We start from the raw sequence: 17397 nt of genomic DNA on the forward strand, positions 1-17397 counted from the left end.
AATGCACAATATGGTAAAAGTGCACAATTATAAATATTACACTTAACAAAAAATTATACATGCTATCCGGGACAAAAGAAAATTCAACAAGTCAAATCAAGCGTATTCCAATAAAAGAACCTACATGGAGAGAATTGCACGATTTAAAAAAAGCCGGCCAAAGCTATGACGATTTAATCTCTGAAATGATTGAAAGGGAACAGGATTACAGGGAATGGAAGATGATTGCCGGGATTGAAAAAGAAGGTGATTTCGTACCATTCGACCCGGAAGATATTCTTGGCAACTAAAAAGGACGATGAATATCTGTGTTTAATATACTTATAGAAAAAAGAGCTGAAAAATTTCTTAAAAAACTTCCAATTAAATCCCGGCGAATAATTGTTGAAAAAATCCTGGAATTAAAAAATAATCCTTTCCCGGGGGAAAACAAGGAAAAAATATTCTGTCCTAAACCGCCGGAAGTTTATCGCCTTCATATCAGCAGATCCTACACAGTATTTTATATAATAAATATTGACGATCACCTCGTTAAAATTGAAAAAATAATAACAATCGAAGGTGCACACAAAGATTATTCCCGCAGATAAACTGCCGGATTTATAAATCAAAATTTATCCCGAATAGAAAATTCAAAGAAAAAAAATTAGAATCTCGGTTTTCTGTATTTGGGGAGGCAATCCCTGCAATACACCGGTCTTCCTTCGGTCGGTTTAAAAGGTACTTCACATTCTTTGCCGCAGTCGCTGCAGACCGCTTTGTGCATCTCTCTTGGTTCTCTGGGTCCGAAGTCTCTCCGGCCCCCATAATTTCTGTCATTCATTTTTGATCTCAACAGATGTATCTGTCAAACGTAATTTAGGCTGTGACTTTATATAACGATGCATTAGCCTGGTGAAATTTCACTTTCGCACTGCCCGCCGGAGATATAAGTAAGACAGGTCCCGAACTGATATTGTGCACGAAGCAAGGAAAAAATATTATCACCAATCTTTTCTTTGATCGTGCCGCAAACCTCCGGAAACCTCAAATGAAAAATTTCTCCTAATCTCAACTATTTTTATCTCATCAAAATGATGTTGTGATTTAGATGAAACAGTGCATGAATTTGTTTCATTAACGTTTTGACGCATGTGTAAGAATATGCCTTATTTCAGGCAAAATGATCTCCTCGGTTGCAAGTCTTACCGCACCGGTCGATCCCGGTATACAGAAGATTGCTTTTTCTTTGTAGATCCCTGCAGCAGCCCTGGACAATAACGAGCTTGTCCCTATCTCGCCGTAACTCTTCAGCCTGAACAATTCGCCGAAACCGTCAATGGTTTTTTTGAATATAGGTGAGACAGCTTCAATCGTGCAGTCGTCGTGAGTCAGGCCGGTTCCTCCGTTTACTATAATACAGTTTGAAGATTCCAAAGCTTCAAAAACGGCTCCCTTTATCAGGTTGATGTCGTCGGGAACCACTTCATAGAAAGAAATGTCAATATTGTCCTTTGTTAGCAGTTCGATTATCTTTTTTCCGCTAAGATCACTGTCTTTGTCTCTCGTTGTTGAAACCGTAATAACAGCAGCTTTTAATTCAATATTCTGAATATGAGAACTGTCCATGCAAAGTTATTAAGGCTCTTATAGGAGATTAGCATAACGGCTGACCGATTAAAATTCACGTTTTTCACACCGCCTGACGGAAATATCATGCATCTTTTCATAATAAATACAGATTATCTTTATATTTTGTTAAAAATTAGAAATTTTAATTCCTTTATGAAACAGATAACAACTATTTATAAAAAGGAAACAAGAACTTCTATGATGAAGACAGGGGTCTTTAAAGCAATAACACTGGGATTGATTATCTGCTTTACATTATCAGCGGGGTGTGCATCACTACCTGAAGAAGAAACACCGGCACAATCCACGTCTTCAGTTTCTGACACTACGCCATCCGTATCAGACGGAGAGGTTGATCAGGTAAACTATTCAACGCCGATCCCCACTCCAACAGAAGAAGAAAAACCTGAATATTCCATCCCACCGGATGAAAACATTTCAGGTCCACAATATTCTGTTATCTATTCTAAGGAAGAATATCTCAGGTATACTGTAATACCATTTGATCTGGATTTAAAATATCCTCCGCTGATTTTCGAATATGATCTGGAAATAGATACTGTCACGGATGTGAAGGCAGCTTACAGCGAATATGGGAGTAAAAGCGAATACTCCTATACCCTGAAAGTACCGAGTCAGAATGCCTGGTATACGATATCGGTATATAACAACGAAACCGGAGAACTTGTCAGTTCAAAGGAATTGAATCACTTCGGCGATACAAGTGTATCCGGAGTTTTTAAGATCTATGGGGCCGGAGATTATCACATAGAAATTTCAGGAAACCTTGTGACGGCAAATACCACCGTTATGCTGCCTCCTGAAAACCTTAATTGACATTTTTTAAATCAATTAAACAATTATATATGCTAAAAGATCCAATTTAGTTAGGCAAAAATCCGATGTCCCGGTAGGGTAGAGGATATCCTAGAAGCCTGCGGAGCTTTTGACCCGGGTTCAAATCCCGGCCGGGGCGTATTGATCTGAATTTATGCTTTTTTATTATAATTAAGAAACATGCCATTAATTCCAGAGAAATACCAAAGAGCCTTTAGAAGACGTTTTACTTTGGTTACCATAGCATTTTTCAAATTCCAAACACAATGGATTCAATCGTTTTAGATCCAATATGAACTTGGAAAAATAAATATAACCTCTTTTTCGAAAAAATAGTGAAACGTGACGGTTCAAAAAGTCTACTACAACACGGAACCGCCACAGGATAAGATGTACCCGTTGATTGAAAATACTTTCACTCTATGCACGTCCATAAGAATTTATTGATAATAAAATTTCATATTCTCAATTCTACTACACACGGAGCCAATACATGAAAAAGAAATTTGTAGAAAAAGATGAAGAAGAATTAATTTTAAAAAATGCCGATTGGTTCACTAAAAATGTCATTCAAAGAAAAAAAGGGGTTATATATGGAAAATTAAAAAAATAACCCTCTTGCCAACCGGGAAGAATATGAATACCTGATCTCAAATAAGACAATGAAATATACTATATCATGAAACTGAATAAAATTGTTTTACTTTTAATCTTTTTCGACTTATCCGTCTGTTGTAAACCCGCTTCAAAATAAATTATTTCTTCCCGCTCTTTGATCTTTCATCTTTCAATTCCTGGTATATGTCCATTAAAATTTCAGGATTCTCCATTACATATTCTCTTGCCGTTCTCTGCAGATCCTGCAACTCTTCATCAGGATTCAGGGATGGATGATTTCCGGAAGGAGAATAATGTCGGTCGATATATTCCTGGCAGGCAAAGATTATCTCTTTCGATCTGTCCCTGTGATTTTTTTCAGCAAGTTCTTCTACTTTCTCCAATATTGCCGTAGGCATATTGAGAGTAACATGTTTTGTGTCCTGCTTTTTAGTCAAGTTCTCCCTCCATGATATATTATGTCATAATATATTATACCATAGTATGGAAGAGCAATTGATATATATGCCTTTGTGCTTAATTATAGCATGATATATTATGAAAAAACATTGGGAGGCACCACGATCAGACGAACTGATTTGCATTTCTGTAAATCTGCCAAAATCGGTTCTTGATCGGGTAGAAAACTACAGAAAAGATCAAATCGAAAAAAAAGGAAAATGCAACCGGACCGATGCCATAATCGACCTGATAATCGCAGGTTCCAAATGCGAGGTTTGCCAATGACCGGAAATATACCATATCACCCGGCATACACCGGAGAATATCATAAAGGGTTTTTCAAACTCCTTTTCTGCATTGCAACGGTCAATCAAAACGAGAACAAATTCAGCCGCGGGGTATTTTGATGAGCCAGGTGAAAAAACTGGACCCTGTTCCTTTGTACCTGATATCCCACAAATTAAATGAGGAAATCTCCCTTTTGGGAAAGAGCGTTACTGAAATCCACATCAGGCTTGCAGGACAGAATCTCTATAAAATCGAAATCGTGGAATCCGAAGATCGCAAACCGGCCGGAGGCAAAAAATGAGTCTCCGGACACTTATCGTTACAAGAATGATAAAATCCCCCGGCGGCGAAGAAACGATAAAAGGAATCTTTGAGATCGGCGATTCGCCTGAAGCCGATGCTACGGCGGCCGCAGTTGAATTAATGAATACAATTGCCGAAAATGCAGTCTCCGGTTTTGCAAAAGATCATAATCTGCCGGATAAAACTACAGCAGTCACCCCTGGTCCGGGAGAACAGATCGATCCTGATGCTAAAAAGACAGAAAACGAGAACCCGGGAAAAAACGATCCCACCGAAGGAAGCGAATTCACCTGCGAGGAATGCGGCAGCAGGATCAATTCAAACGAAAGCCGCCTGTCACAGATATTTACGAACAGGAATCTGTGCCGCCAATGTCTCGGGAAGGTGGAGCAATGAAGTGTGCGGTCCTGTTTCAGGTCAGGGACGAAGACGGCCTGCTCCTGGTTTCCAAAGATGCAGTTATTTCTGCATATGAAGCGCTTCGTCTTTTATCTGACGTCACAAGGGAAGACGAAAATAATGACGAAGAGATCATCATCTGCCGGGATCACGAAAAGTCCCGCGATATGACACCCGAAGATCCAAATCCCGTGCTAACAGAAGAAGATCTCTTTGATCAAGACGAAAAGAACTTCCTCGGCTGCTGCAAAAACGCAGAACAGGCAGTCGAAGAATTCCAGCAGGCCTTTCCCTGTTCCGGTAAAAACGAGAAATCGATTGCCGGGGAATGGTCCAATCTTAAAAAGGAAGGATTGTTGAATTCATTAAAAACCGGCCATTTCGTAAAGATCACGGATTCGAATTTCCCGCAATATGATACGACCGGAAGAGTGATCCAGGTAAAAGGCAATGATGTGCTTGTCAGTTTTACTCATTCGGCGGTCTGGGTCGATAAATCAGTTCTGGAGGTGGTGGAGTCTCCGTCAAAAAAATGACATTCGCGTTGCTCTGCCAGATGGTTCCGAGATGTCAACTTATGAATCAGAACGTCCGGAAATCTCTGGACCAGTTGTTCGAGCAGCGCAGGGAACATATCGACACAGGCCGGATCGTCAATGCAGCGTATGATACGGCGAATATCCGGACTAAATTATATCTATTCCTTAATGACAAGGAGATCCTGTATCTTAAAAAAGAAGGAGTGATTTGAACGGACGGTAAAAAAAAATTCCAGTAAATTCAGTTGAAATTCCGGAACAATTAACAGACTGCAGATTTATCAAAGTCAGGGCGAAGGACAAAGCTGCACTTGAGCCGAAGTGGCAGACTCTCAGGAATTATTCGGCCGCGGACCCTGACCTCCTCAAACACATTGAGACGGGGGGCAATTACGGGGTGATGCCTGCCGGCGGAGTATGCATACTCGACGCAGACAATGCGACGGAGCTTGTGCAGCTTCATGCCCTCGACATATTTTCAGACACCTTCTTCGTAAGAACGGGGGGCGAAGGATTCAGGGGCCATTTTTATTTCAAATGCGATTTCCCGGATCACAAAAAGATCATCCTGTACCATCCCGAAACAGGGAAAGAGCTCGGCGATATCCGGCCGTCGGGCTGTAAGGCGTACTGCCTCGGTCCGGGCAGCATCCACCCGTCGGGAAAGCCCTATACGATAGGAAACGACCGTCCCGTCCGTGAATTCACATACGAGGAGATCATGGAGAAACTGTTTTCGAAAGTAGGGACATCAGCAGATAAAAAGGAAAAGCAACCCGCAGGAGATTTAAACAAAAATGAAAACAACCTTGTCGAAGAACTGGGTCTCACCGTTACCGAATTCCTGATGCCTTTGAATCACACAATCCGGGACAGCCAGATCGAAGGAGAGCATCCTGTTCACGGTTCCGAAACCGGGACCAACCTGGTAGTGGACCCTGTAAAAAATATCTGGTACTGCCGCCGTCACAACAGCGGAGGCGGTCCTCTCGAGGCACTTGCCGTATCAGAAGGCATCATCGACTGCTCGGATGCCGGTAAAGGATCTCTCCGCGGGCACTGGCCGGAGATATTCCCGGCACTCGAGAGAAGAGGTTACGGTGAAAAACTCAAAGAACTGAAAGACCTGAAAAGTCTCCAGGATAAAAAAAAATTAAAAATATTCCTGTAATCACCGTCAACTCCAGGCCACTGAATGAAATTTCAGAAGATGCGATCCATATACTCGAAGAGGCTAACCATCCGCCGTTTCTCTTTCATCGCGGGGGATTTCTCGTCAGAATAGAGAGGGATGAGCGAAACATGGTCGAGATCAGGCAGATAAGAGAAGACGCACTGAGAGGTATACTCGCCCGCTGCGCCAGGTGGATCTCATTAAAGCCGGTCGGAAAAAAGAAGGAGGATATCCGCTGGATTGAGAAGACTGAGAATCCGCCGGTAACGGTGGTTAAGGATATCCTCTCGCTTCCGCCAAGTGTCCTGAGCGTACCGTCCCTGATAGCCGTCACCCACTCTCCGATCATCCACGATGACGGAACGATTATTTCAGAAGAAGGCTATGACCCGAAGACAAAGACATACTTTGCCCCGGAACCGGGTTTTATACTGGATGAGATTCCCGATCTCCCTTCCGAAGAGGACATCCGGAATGCATTGAACATACTCCAGGACGTTTTCGTGGATTTTCCTTTTGTCGACAATGTCTCGAAATGGAACGCCGTCGGAGCACTGGTAACCGCAGTCTTAAGGCCTGTCATCAACGGACCTGTGCCGTGCTGGATAGTCGACAAACCGCAGGCAGGAAGCGGGGCGAGCCTGATCCAGAGCGCGATACATATGGCCGCGACCGGGAGAGACCCGAGCATCGAGGTGATCCCCAAATCACCGGACGAATGGGAGAAGCGTACGCTTGCAACTCTTCTTTCGGGCAGGAACATTTGCATTCTCGACAACATCTCGATCAGGCTCCGGTCGGACATCTTCGCGGCCATCCTGACATCGAGGGAATGGAAGGGGAGAATTCTCGGGAAATCCGAGGAGGTGTCCCTTCCGGTGAGATGCTTCTGGATGGCGAACGGGAACAATATCCAGTTCGGCGGGGACATCCCCAGGAGGATCTGGGCTTCGAAGATCGATCCCCAGATGGCTCTCCCGTGGCAGCGTGACGGATTCAGGCACCCGGATCTTCTCAAATGGATTCAAAAGAACAGGGGCGAGATCGTTGCGGCCGTCTTTATCCTGACGAAAGCATGGATCCGGGCCGGAAAGCCGAAGCCTGAAAGGATCATGCCGATCGGTGGATTTGAGGAATGGCGCCGCACCATCGGCGGAATTCTGGAGAATGCCGGCGTCGAGGATTTCATGAGGAATGCCATGGATGTCTACCTCGACGGCGACGTTGAATTAAGACAATGGGAGAACTTTATCTCGTCGGTCTTCGAGGTTTTCGAGACTCGTCCCTGGACCGCAGCCGATCTCTACAGGCGCTTAAATTCGGAGGAGACGGGAGAGAGCCTGACTCCCCCGATCAGGGTGACGGATACACTGCCCGACCATCTTGCGGAGATCTATATCTCGAAGCCGACCGGGTTCACCCGTGCCTGTGGAAATGCCCTTAGCAAACAGGAAGGGAGGCGGTTTCCCTGCGGTTACATGATCAGGAGAGGCCAGACCCGCCAGAGCGCCCAGCAGTGGATTATCGTGGAGATTGAGAAAAGTTCGGGTTCTTTCCTTGCTGAAAAAGAGGGGAATGATGAATTACCTGAAGATGACTGATCGAAGAGGTCTCGGGTGCTTTTTCCCTGTGCCGGCGAGTGAGTTGTTAGTTAGTTGTAGTTATTTTTCGTCCGGTACAGATTCAGAAAAAAAAGAAAAGAGAGAAAGAAGAAAAAAGGAAAAAAATGATCCTGACAGTAACCGGATCGCGGTTAACATAACTATCATAATTCACATCCCGAACTTTTTTCTCGTTTTCGCAGATCGCAAAAGACGGCGCCTGCCTGAAAGAGATCTCTTCGTTGAGTGTGACGGATAGATGGACGGAAATATGCTGACAGCTGGTGACGGCCTCAATGAATTGTTGTTCTCGATAAACGGTGAACTTCATACGACTCACCCGGACCGGGACTCCGGTCCCTGGAGAACGACGAGGCTCCTGGGCGGAGGCCGGTGCGTACACCTGTACCTGCTTCCGCCTTCTCCGTACGAAAATGATCATGCCGGGGCATGGAAGCACGGGAAACTTTTTCCCGAAAATTCCGGGACGGATATTCCGACTGCAAAAGCATGGGTCTCGGAAGATTATCTTTCGCTTGTAGTCTACGAGATGAGATCGCAGTCGTATTACATCTGCCCGCATTCCTGGGCCTGTCAGGTTGCATGCCGGAAAAGGGAGAATTCACGGATGATGATATGCGAGAAGGAGATGATCCCGTGAACCTCCGGATTTCCCTGAAAAATAGTTGAGAAAACCTTAAATATAGTGAAAAAACGGCCAAATCGGGGTTTTTTGCATCCACACAGAAGCCCTGTAAGCTATTATTTCCGACCGGATCGATATAGACATCGTCTGAAAAAAAGAGGGCAAATACGGGCATTTATATCTCTTTGATTTGGGGCTTGTTTGGGTTAAAAAGGGTGGATTTCGGGTTTTTTCAGCAGGGGTTCTGAATGCCCGGATATTAGAGGAAATAAGCTTAAATTGGGGTTTTTTGGGGGTGTTCCGCCCTGAGGAGATCATCTTCTCTTCCCCTAAATCAAAAAATGAATCGATTTGGAAATCAAAGAAGGATTATATTCAGATTCTAAAGCGGAATACTATTTTAAGTATTCAGAATAAATGTTCAACAATACTAAAAACGCTTATGAAACAAAGGTTTCATTGACTGTTTCATCTAAATCACAACGTGATTTTCATGTAAAATATATAAAAACAGCAGAAATCCCGGATATTTGAGATCCTTACTCATAAGTGATAATTAAATCTACAATTCATCACGGGGCAGAGATGAAACAGAAAGAAAAACTTACAATCATGGTGTCATCAACAGTCTATGGTGTCGAAGAACTTTTAGAGAGGATATATTCGCTTTTAACCGCCTACGGGTATGACGTGTGGATGTCACATAAAGGGACGGTCCCGGTATTTTCAAATAAAACAACAATTGATAACTGCATTGCTGCCGTTAATAGCTGCGATCTCTTTTTAGGATTAATCAACCCGAATTATGGATCGGTAAATGATGATGAAGGAATATCCATAACGCACCAGGAATTAAGAAAAGCAATATAATTAAAAAAACCGAGATGGCTGCTGGTTCACGATCATGTAGTTTTTGCCAGATTACTTCTCAGGTATCTTGGATATGAAAATCAGGAGAAAAGGGGTGAACTCTCATTAAATAAAAATGCAATACTTGACGACCTCCGCGTTATCGATATGTATGAAGAAGCAATATTATCTCAGGAACCCCGTAGAGACCGGAAGGGAAACTGGACCCAGAAATATTTTTATGATGGAGATGCTATTCTTTTTGCCAGGGCACAATTTTTCCGCTACCAGGAAGTCGAGGCGTTCATAGAAGAAAATTTTAAGGATTATAATCGTGTTTCCAATGCGATTCAGGATGACGGAGACAGCTCATGAATATTGATCAATCGAAGAAAATCCTGATGCTCGGGGGAGAAGGCCAGAACATAGAATTTAAAAGAGACTGCCAGGATATAGATTCTATTGGAAAAGTTATCTGCGGTTTTTTAAATTCGTCAGGAGGATCAATTCTATGTGGAATCTCCGAAAATTTCAATCTTACCGGAATAAAGATCACCGAATCTGAAAAAAATAATATCGAAAAAGAAATTCAGCAACATATTTCCCCTAAAGCACTCGTATCTTTTGATGTAAATGAAATAGAAGGTAAAAAAATCCTGGTAATTGAAGTCCCGGCGGGAAAAGATATTCCTTACGCATTCCAGGACGTAATTTATATCAGAAACGAAAATAAAACACAAAAAGCCGACATTTATACCATAAACGATATGGTTCTAAGCAAACAGGTCGAACCTCACCGGTGGGAACGTCGTTTTTCAATAGCAGATATAAATGAAGACATTGAATTAAATGAATTTAACCAGGCAATAAAAGAGATAAGCAAACGTTTCAACTTTCGCGATAATCACAACATGAATATGGTTCTTGAGGATCTTTCAGTGGCAAGATACGGTCGCCTGACTAATGCAGGAGATATCCTCTTCTGTAAAAATCCGGCAGAAAGATGTCCCCAGGTTCGCGTCCGTGCCTCATGCTATATATCCGATAAATACGATGAGGTATATAATGATTTTAAATCATTCGAAGGGCCTCTTATCCGGGTTCTCGAAGAACTTTTTCATTTTATCCAAAGAAATACTGCAACAAAATCGTTATTCAGCCGCGATGACCTGAGAAGGCAGGATAAATCGGTTTACCCCGCAGATGCGATTCGTGAAGGTCTTGTAAATGCATTCGTTCACAGGGACTATAGCGATTTTTCAGGAGGTATTATTGTCAGTGTTTATCCGAAAAGTCTTGAGATTTACAATACGGGATCTTTTCCGGAGGGAGTCACACCGGATAAACTCTCGGAAGGGCATATCTCAGTTCTCCGGAATCCTGATATTGCGCATGTTGTTTACCTGAGAGGTCTTATGGAAAAAAACGGGAGAGGGAGTGTACTGATCCGGAGATCGTGCGAGGAACACGGATTGCCCCTGCCCAAATGGACATCCGATCAAAATAGTGTCACGTTAACATTCTTCGCCCCGGAAGAAAAGAAAGTCAGCGAGACCAGAATCCAGATCGGCGGAATGCCATGGGTTCATACAATTATCCAAACGACTGACGGGGGTTTCCTTATCGGCGGCTCATATTCGGACTCCGAATCATTTCCTCATTCAAGACCGTGGGTTGCAAAGACGGATGACAACGGCAGCCTGCTCTGGGAGAATAAATTCGGAAGCGTGAACGATTCTTTCATCGGTTTTTATGAAAGCGAAGACGGGAAATACCATATCATCTACGCACCGCAGTTAACCGGTGAAAACGGACCGGACCGCGATCAATATATCGAGACGGTTATTGATAACAATGGTAAACTGGCGAGCACGAACAATGACAATGTTCCGGGATATCCCAAACTGATCTCGAAAGACGGCCTGGTATTCACGGAAACCATATCCTGCACAGACGGCGGAAAGAAACTGCATATCATAAAAACAAATGCCGAAGGTGAGACAGAATGGGATAGTCTCTGTGAACTGGCGGATTCTTCTGCGACCGGCTCCAGTATCGGTTCCGGGATAGTCCGGACGGCCGACGGGGGGTACCTGATAACGGGAGCGAGATATTATTATTGAAACCGTTTTCGGGAATTATTATGCAGTCAGTCGATCTCATTTCAAAAATAAAGGAAACCGGGTTCAATAAGAATAAGATCCTGATTTTAGTAATTTTCTTAGTAATATTGCTCTTCGCAAACCATCCGGTTTCGGCGTCTTCTTCCCCCGGGGATGATAATCCCATCTCGATCGTCATCATCTCTCCGGCCAAAGGTTCCAAATTCCATAGCGACGTCGTTCCCCACCATGTGAGGGTTCTTGCCTACATCTCTTCGACTTATAACATAACCGGGGTCACCCTCGACAGCGGATGGGAGACCGTCGAAGCAGATGAGCCTTTCAACGAAATCGACGAAGAGATCCGGATCGACAGCAGCGGGGAAAGATCGATCGTAGTTACGGCCCGGGACGAAAACGGGAATTCAGCATCCGGGACTACCGCATTCACCATAATAATCGGGCCTCCGGTAAGTCCACGATATGCGATGCAGTTTACAGTCTGTGGACAGATCACGGATTCGAACGGGAAACCTGTAAAAGACTGCCGGGTCCGGATAAATTCTTCGTTTTACAAATATATCGATGAATTTATGGGATCGACCAACGTGACGGACATCAACGGCAGCTACCTGATCGAGAATGTCTACGGTCCGGACCTTATGATTACGGCAGAAAAAGAAGGTTACCTGAAGTATGAAAGCGTTGAAAGCTTCGAGAGCGCCAATGTGGAGTTCGATATCGTTATGGTGCCAGAAAAAAAGGAATCACCATTGCCCGGTTTCATTATAATTCTTAGTACAGGACTGGCTGTCTTTCTCAGGAAGAGGAATGGAATGAAAAGAAATTGATCTCAGGTAAGGGTTATCCTTTAACAAAAGAGCGTTCCCAGCGCATGGAAAAAAATCAGCAACCACCATCCATAGTTTCCCTGAAGATTCTCAAAATCTCAGTTATACCAAATCTCAAAAAAAATATCACCAGTTAATAACATATTTCTTTCAACTTTTTTGAGTATTGTTCAAGAGCATGGTGAAAATCATTATTATATGACTACGTCTTATTTTCAATCGGGGGCGGATGAAGGAGTGATCCTTCACTAAACCCCTTTTCAAAAAAAACCAAAGTATCGGTTAAGTAAAGGACCTGGCCTCAGGACTTCGATTACCACATCAAACCCTGTTGCCCGGTCTTTCATTTGCCGACTAACAAACCGGCATTTCCTATGTCAGCATTATAGCGGATTAAGGTTTGCATGCCGGTAAAAAATGAAACGAGGTGAAAAATTGAAAAAAGATAACAAAAATGTTAAAATACTGGCATTAATTGCATTCTGTATGATTGTACTACCAGCATCAGGGTATCAGTTCTCGATGACAAACATAGAGAATTTTGATTCACTAACATCGTTATCACCAGATGGAACAACCAGTCATACGTATGTCTATAACTGGTTAACAGGAGAAGGTTGGTCACAAAATTTCTATGACACCAATGCAAATGTAGGTGATACTGATTTTTCAACTACCGGAGGAGGATTGAATAATGCCGATCTTCACTATCATTTCGGTCATGGAGGCTGGGTCAACAGCGACACCTGTGTGCAATATAAAGATTGGCCGAATTCCTATTTAACTAAGGATGAAGTCTATAAACAATGGGGAACGAGTTATTATTCTGCCAATAAATGGGTAATACTTGATGCCTGTTGGGTATTAGCTGATCTTCAATGGGGAGGTGCCCTGAAACATTCACATGGCATTCTTGGATTTGGTACTCTAAAGAGTGTAGATCCTGAATTACCTAACCTGTTCCTCGAGTATGCGATAGATTATGATTATACAATTTCTTATGCCTGGCAAGAAGCTACGGAGGAAGTATTGCAGGGCAACAATCAACTTGTAAAAGTAATATTTGATACAGAGGATCAATTACAAAACGATCATCTACCGGGACAGGGATCTGTATCAGGGAGTGAATTTTTGGACGATGATACGATCTATTATGCAGAATGGAGGACATGATAAAATGATAAAAATCAAACCCAAATGGATTATCCCGGTTTTACTGCTGGCATCTGCCCTTCTTCTCGGAGCAGTCTTTACCGGACTTATGCCTTCTTCGGTAAATACAAAGGCAGGCTCACATGAAAATACCGGGTTACCCGTAATGCAGGGACAATTCGATTCACTGGTCCTTGATACGGTGCTTCCAACATCTCCCGAAGTTATGGCTGTCTATAAAATCAGATCGATTGATCTGGTTCAGGATGGAGATGAAACAAAGGCCTTCTCGATCAAAAAAACCATTCCTTCTGCAGCCGAGGCGCCAGCTCTTGCAGAAAAGGCTCTTGAAAAATATGGAGGACTATCGGAGGATGCAAAATTTGTTGATGCGGTTCCACGATACCTGAATAAATACAATCTTACAACTGATTCGGTCGAAGAACAATATCCGATGCGGACACAGGTAAGGTATATTCAGATTCTCAATGAACTTCCGGTTATTGGAGCTTCGATCAACCTAGACCTGGGAGAAGACGGCGAGATTATAAACATAATAAAAGCATGGCCGAAATATGAACAAACAGGAGAAGTAACCGTTATTTCAGCTGAAAATGCATACGAAAAACTCAGGAACTCTGAAACCATTGACAGATTACAGGGCAGCATTCCGGAAGGAACTAAAATAACCAAAATCACCCCGGGATACAAGCTGTACAATGCATGGAACCAGAATAGTGAACCATTCTTAAAGCCGGTATGGATCTTCTATGCAGTTACATCGTTTGATCCCGAACCTTTCCCGTTGATGGTAGATGCAACTGCCTGAATCTCCCTTTTTTTCATAATTTTCATTCAATGGTAACCAGGAAAATCCTTTTCTGGAACGGCAGTTATTGCTCAATTCTTATTGAAAGAGAATAACCTATACGATGATCGGGAAGATTCTTGATACAATACAGGCGCAGAAAAAAAATAATCGACAGAGTTCAACAATTTTCCTGAAAAAATTCACTAACCTTTGATTCTGTAAATTCCAAAATCACAAAACGCCAGTCAATATTTTTTTAATTTCCCCCGGTTTGTTCAGGAGCATCGTGAAAATTGTTATTAAAGGGGTACATCATATTTTTAACCGGGACGAATAAGGGGGTTTAGCATTACTATAAATCGAATTTCAAAACAGGTGAATTACCTGAAAAGAATTTACACCGAAAAACCGGCAGTTCCTATCGGACTTTATCTCCTAACTCTTTTTTTGGTGTGTTTTTTACCTTTTTTCCTCTCGCCGGAGTTTTTAGTGGGAGCGAACCCCGGGCCCTCCGTCATCTTTGACTACGGCGGGGTATACCTGCTGACCGCGGTTCTTTTCGGCCTGTCAACGGCAATTCTCTTCAGAATTTTCGTAAATAAAAGCTGGGAAATTACCTCATTATTTACAGCAGCCGTATTTCTGGTTCTCCTGCTGTTCTCCGGATTAACAGGTACTGGAAAGATAACGCCGTCATTTTACCACATGGGCCCGGAGTGCTTCCTGGCTGCCGCACTGTTTTCCATGTCGGTGATAATCCCTCTTCTCCTGTTGAACCGCAATATTACAATTAAAAGACCGAATGTCACTGTATTTTTCATCGCGACAGTCCTGTTCCCTTTCCTGGTGACGATGGTAGTCGCGGGTAATTTCATTTACATGGGATCGCACTGGATTACCCTTTTCGTTTCGACATCAGGTGCTTTCTTATCCGGATTTGCAGGAGCGGCGGTGATCTCCATCCCACTTATCGTCCTTAGTTTAATGAAAGAACCCGGTATTAATGACAAACGAAGAGATGCATTCACCTTCGGGCTCTTTTTTGCCTGCATCTTCCTTGTCTGGTTTATTCCGGGATTTCTTGAACCGGGATTTTTCATCTCCGGCAGTCAGTCGAAGGCTATGGCAGGACCGTCAGCATTTATCTACATCTCATTTATGTTGCGGTACGCCGGGATAATCATACTGCTGCCGGTCCTCTTCGGCTGTTCCGCCGCCCTTCTCTATAAAAGCATAAATGCCGGGGAGGAGTTGTTGAAACAGCGCACCGGTTATATTTTCGCAATATTTGCCGGAGCACTAATATTATTATCCATGATCCCGGCTGTTCTGGCACCCGGAAAGAACCTGAATCTTCCTTTTTATATACTGGGATGGAGTGATTTCGGGCTCCACCCGTTGGCTGATGCGGTCTTAAGACTCATGGCATTCGTCCCGGAATTATCTCTCGCCGCTCTTGGAGTTGTCGCACCGTTCATCATTTTAAATAAAAGACTGCCATTGAAAAGAATTGTTTCCGCCATAATTATCGCGGGCTTTTTCACCTTCCCGCTCCTGGTAATATTGTTTTACGGAAGCGGAGCACAAATGATATCATGGCCCTGGCTGTCCCTTCTCGTGACGGAGTTTTACGGATTCGTTCTCGCCGCCGCAGGAGCGTTGATAATATACGCCTTATATGCACTGTCCGAAAGGATAGATGCCTTATGATGAGAAGGCGCCGGTGGAGTTTATGTTCATCCCGCGTAGGAAGTGATCGGACATGATAGAATTAGTCGGATATACCAATAAGATCACAGGTGAATTTCTCGTGATCCTGGCCTTATTGGGATTGGTATCCTTTTTTATTGCATATATCTATGTCAAATTCACTGAAAAGCGGAACCTGGAAAATTATTATTTTTATATCTTCGGAACGGGATTTTTGCTCGTTGTTATAACACAGTTGATGGTTTCGCTCAGGTCCATATCGCCCCTGTTGATAGGACTCGGGTTTGTCACTTATTTTCCGGGAATATTTATTGCATTCGTTCTCCCGGGACTGTTTATAAAAAAACAATTCCCTGAAAAATATTCGGCATTTCTGGTATCGGTGCCGGCCCTTTTTATTCCTTACAATTTCTTTAACCACCAGGGGCTTGCGGGCGACATGGAAAATTCTGTAAATATCATGTACGAATTCGAATTTGTATTCGATTACATAGGTGCCGTTATCCTCTCAGGGATCATTCTCGGGTTTATTTTACTGGCGGCCTTCACCTTCAAGGGACAGGAAACAGGTACGAATATTTTCCTGCCGGCGTCTGTAGTGCTGCTCATAATTATGACATTTTTCTCATCTCTCATCACGGGAGCGATATTCCTGTCGGTTTACCTGTACGTCTTCATTAAAGAAGCAGGGATCAAAACCGGCCGGCGCAATATCTTCTTCCTGTCCTGTGCGGCATTCGGATTACTGGTCGTCCTGCCTGTTTTAATGGACGCCGGCATGGGTGGAGTGAACACCTGCATCTACAGTCTGTTCGGGACACTGGCCGTTTCACTGGCGATTCTCGGTCTTTTTTACTTCCTGGATATAATCCGGGATACACCGGGGATGCCGGAATGATTGAGAGAAATTATATGAATGATATCTCCTGCGGGACGGAAATTTTTAAAGGAGTTCAGTCACAATCTCATATCAGGACTTTCAGTATTTATTGAACCAGAGGGGGTTATTAATGGAAAAAAAAACGAAGATCATCATTGGAATAATTATCATCGCGATAATTGCGGTTTTGATATATACGAACCTGCTGCTCGTAATACCTGTTCTTATCTTAAATTCTCTCGGGTTATACGGGTCGGGGGGAAATCTCCAGCTCTCGGAATATCCTGAAGATAAAATTGACCTGAAACAGGTAGTTAACATTTCGGAAGATGATTTCAGGAAATATTCGGGGCTGAGAGAATTATTCGAGAACATAGACGAGACAGACCCTTACTACATGGGAGATATCAGGTTCATCAGCAGAGCTACCGCTAACGGATGGGAGATTGACGATATATATAAAAAATACGGCCCGGGGAAAATTCTTTGCTGGAACGGCGGTTATTATTCGATTCTTATCGAGAGAGAATAACCGGTGTGATGGTTGGGAGGATGACTTTCATAGTACGGGCGCAGGAGAATATC

Annotated in this window: 22 protein-coding genes and 1 tRNA gene; 20 read left to right on the forward strand and 3 right to left on the reverse strand. The window is 43.3% G+C overall.

Translation table 11 applies throughout. The annotated features are described in order from the left end of the window. The first annotated feature begins 59 nt into the window (after positions 1–59). Positions 60–290, forward strand: a complete 231-nt coding sequence (locus tag MPET_RS07160; RefSeq protein ID WP_013329347.1) for a hypothetical protein — start codon at positions 60–62, stop codon at positions 288–290. Between the two features lie 18 nt (positions 291–308). Further along, a complete protein-coding gene (locus MPET_RS07165) occupies positions 309–590 on the forward strand; it encodes a type II toxin-antitoxin system RelE family toxin (RefSeq protein ID WP_013329348.1) in 282 nt (93 codons plus the stop codon). A 56-nt stretch (positions 591–646) separates the two neighbouring features. On the opposite strand, the gene MPET_RS14825 is transcribed toward MPET_RS07165, so the two are convergent. Beyond that, a complete protein-coding gene (locus MPET_RS14825) occupies positions 647–823 on the reverse strand; it encodes a CxxC-x17-CxxC domain-containing protein (protein ID WP_013329349.1) in 177 nt (58 codons plus the stop codon). Between the two features lie 293 nt (positions 824–1116). Then, positions 1117–1608, reverse strand: a complete 492-nt coding sequence (locus MPET_RS07170; RefSeq protein ID WP_013329350.1) for a MogA/MoaB family molybdenum cofactor biosynthesis protein — start codon at positions 1606–1608, stop codon at positions 1117–1119. Positions 1609–1764: 156 nt separating this feature from the next. Between MPET_RS07170 and MPET_RS07175 the strand changes: the two genes are divergently transcribed. Then, positions 1765–2448, forward strand: coding sequence for a hypothetical protein (locus MPET_RS07175; protein WP_013329351.1), 684 nt, complete (start codon positions 1765–1767; stop codon positions 2446–2448). A 67-nt stretch (positions 2449–2515) separates the two neighbouring features. Further along, positions 2516–2587: transfer RNA gene (locus tag MPET_RS07180), tRNA-Arg, on the forward strand. Between the two features lie 616 nt (positions 2588–3203). Here MPET_RS07180 and MPET_RS07185 read toward each other — a convergent pair. Further along, on the reverse strand, positions 3204–3503 hold the full coding sequence (locus MPET_RS07185) for a hypothetical protein (protein WP_013329353.1): 300 nt from the start codon (positions 3501–3503) through the stop codon (positions 3204–3206). 410 nt (positions 3504–3913) lie between these two features. Here MPET_RS07185 and MPET_RS07190 point away from each other — a divergent pair, with 410 nt between their 5' ends. The 16 genes from MPET_RS07190 to MPET_RS07270 all read left to right on the forward strand — a co-directional run bounded on the left by MPET_RS07190 (position 3914) and on the right by MPET_RS07270 (position 17344). Then, positions 3914–4096, forward strand: coding sequence for a hypothetical protein (locus tag MPET_RS07190; RefSeq protein WP_013329356.1), 183 nt, complete (start codon positions 3914–3916; stop codon positions 4094–4096). Further along, positions 4093–4494: a hypothetical protein gene (locus tag MPET_RS07195; RefSeq protein ID WP_013329357.1), complete on the forward strand. Its 402-nt coding sequence runs from the start codon at positions 4093–4095 to the stop codon at positions 4492–4494. Before MPET_RS07190 ends, MPET_RS07195 begins: the two co-directional genes overlap by 4 nt. Further along, positions 4491–5033 (forward strand): hypothetical protein, encoded by a 543-nt coding sequence (locus tag MPET_RS07200; RefSeq protein ID WP_013329358.1) that lies wholly within the window; start codon positions 4491–4493, stop codon positions 5031–5033. The genes MPET_RS07195 and MPET_RS07200 overlap by 4 nt, the downstream gene beginning before the upstream one ends. 41 nt (positions 5034–5074) lie before the next feature. Beyond that, positions 5075–5248 (forward strand): hypothetical protein, encoded by a 174-nt coding sequence (locus MPET_RS15330; protein ID WP_187287541.1) that lies wholly within the window; start codon positions 5075–5077, stop codon positions 5246–5248. A gap of 68 nt (positions 5249–5316) precedes the next feature. Next, complete coding sequence (locus tag MPET_RS07210) at positions 5317–6207, forward strand: bifunctional DNA primase/polymerase (protein ID WP_225353877.1); 891 nt, start codon at positions 5317–5319, stop codon at positions 6205–6207. A gap of 131 nt (positions 6208–6338) precedes the next feature. Then, positions 6339–7811: a hypothetical protein gene (locus tag MPET_RS07215; RefSeq protein WP_013329361.1), complete on the forward strand. Its 1473-nt coding sequence runs from the start codon at positions 6339–6341 to the stop codon at positions 7809–7811. 259 nt (positions 7812–8070) lie between these two features. Then, positions 8071–8472 carry a hypothetical protein gene (locus MPET_RS07225; RefSeq protein ID WP_048130757.1) on the forward strand — a complete coding sequence of 134 codons (402 nt, stop codon included), beginning with the start codon at positions 8071–8073 and terminating at the stop codon, positions 8470–8472. Positions 8473–9042: 570 nt separating this feature from the next. Continuing rightward, entirely contained in the window at positions 9043–9327 is a 285-nt protein-coding gene (locus tag MPET_RS15500; protein ID WP_225353794.1) for a DUF4062 domain-containing protein, read from the forward strand. 147 nt (positions 9328–9474) lie between these two features. Further along, on the forward strand, positions 9475–9681 hold the full coding sequence (locus MPET_RS15505) for a hypothetical protein (protein ID WP_225353795.1): 207 nt from the start codon (positions 9475–9477) through the stop codon (positions 9679–9681). Further along, positions 9678–11429: an RNA-binding domain-containing protein gene (locus tag MPET_RS07240; protein ID WP_013329363.1), complete on the forward strand. Its 1752-nt coding sequence runs from the start codon at positions 9678–9680 to the stop codon at positions 11427–11429. The genes MPET_RS15505 and MPET_RS07240 overlap by 4 nt, the downstream gene beginning before the upstream one ends. Before the next feature lie 20 nt (positions 11430–11449). Beyond that, on the forward strand, positions 11450–12259 hold the full coding sequence (locus MPET_RS07245) for a carboxypeptidase regulatory-like domain-containing protein (protein WP_013329364.1): 810 nt from the start codon (positions 11450–11452) through the stop codon (positions 12257–12259). 435 nt (positions 12260–12694) lie between these two features. Continuing rightward, positions 12695–13432 (forward strand): hypothetical protein, encoded by a 738-nt coding sequence (locus tag MPET_RS07250; RefSeq protein WP_013329365.1) that lies wholly within the window; start codon positions 12695–12697, stop codon positions 13430–13432. A 4-nt stretch (positions 13433–13436) separates the two neighbouring features. Beyond that, complete coding sequence (locus MPET_RS07255) at positions 13437–14240, forward strand: PKD domain-containing protein (RefSeq protein ID WP_013329366.1); 804 nt, start codon at positions 13437–13439, stop codon at positions 14238–14240. Between the two features lie 471 nt (positions 14241–14711). Then, on the forward strand, positions 14712–15932 hold the full coding sequence (locus MPET_RS07260) for a hypothetical protein (protein WP_048130762.1): 1221 nt from the start codon (positions 14712–14714) through the stop codon (positions 15930–15932). A 52-nt stretch (positions 15933–15984) separates the two neighbouring features. Further along, positions 15985–16830, forward strand: coding sequence for a hypothetical protein (locus MPET_RS07265; protein ID WP_013329368.1), 846 nt, complete (start codon positions 15985–15987; stop codon positions 16828–16830). 112 nt (positions 16831–16942) lie between these two features. Next, positions 16943–17344, forward strand: a complete 402-nt coding sequence (locus MPET_RS07270) for a hypothetical protein (protein ID WP_013329369.1) — start codon at positions 16943–16945, stop codon at positions 17342–17344. The last annotated feature ends 53 nt before the right edge of the window (positions 17345–17397 follow it).

It is taken from the genome of Methanolacinia petrolearia DSM 11571, from assembly GCF_000147875.1.
In the GTDB taxonomy this organism is placed as follows: Archaea; Halobacteriota; Methanomicrobia; order Methanomicrobiales; family Methanomicrobiaceae; genus Methanolacinia; species Methanolacinia petrolearia.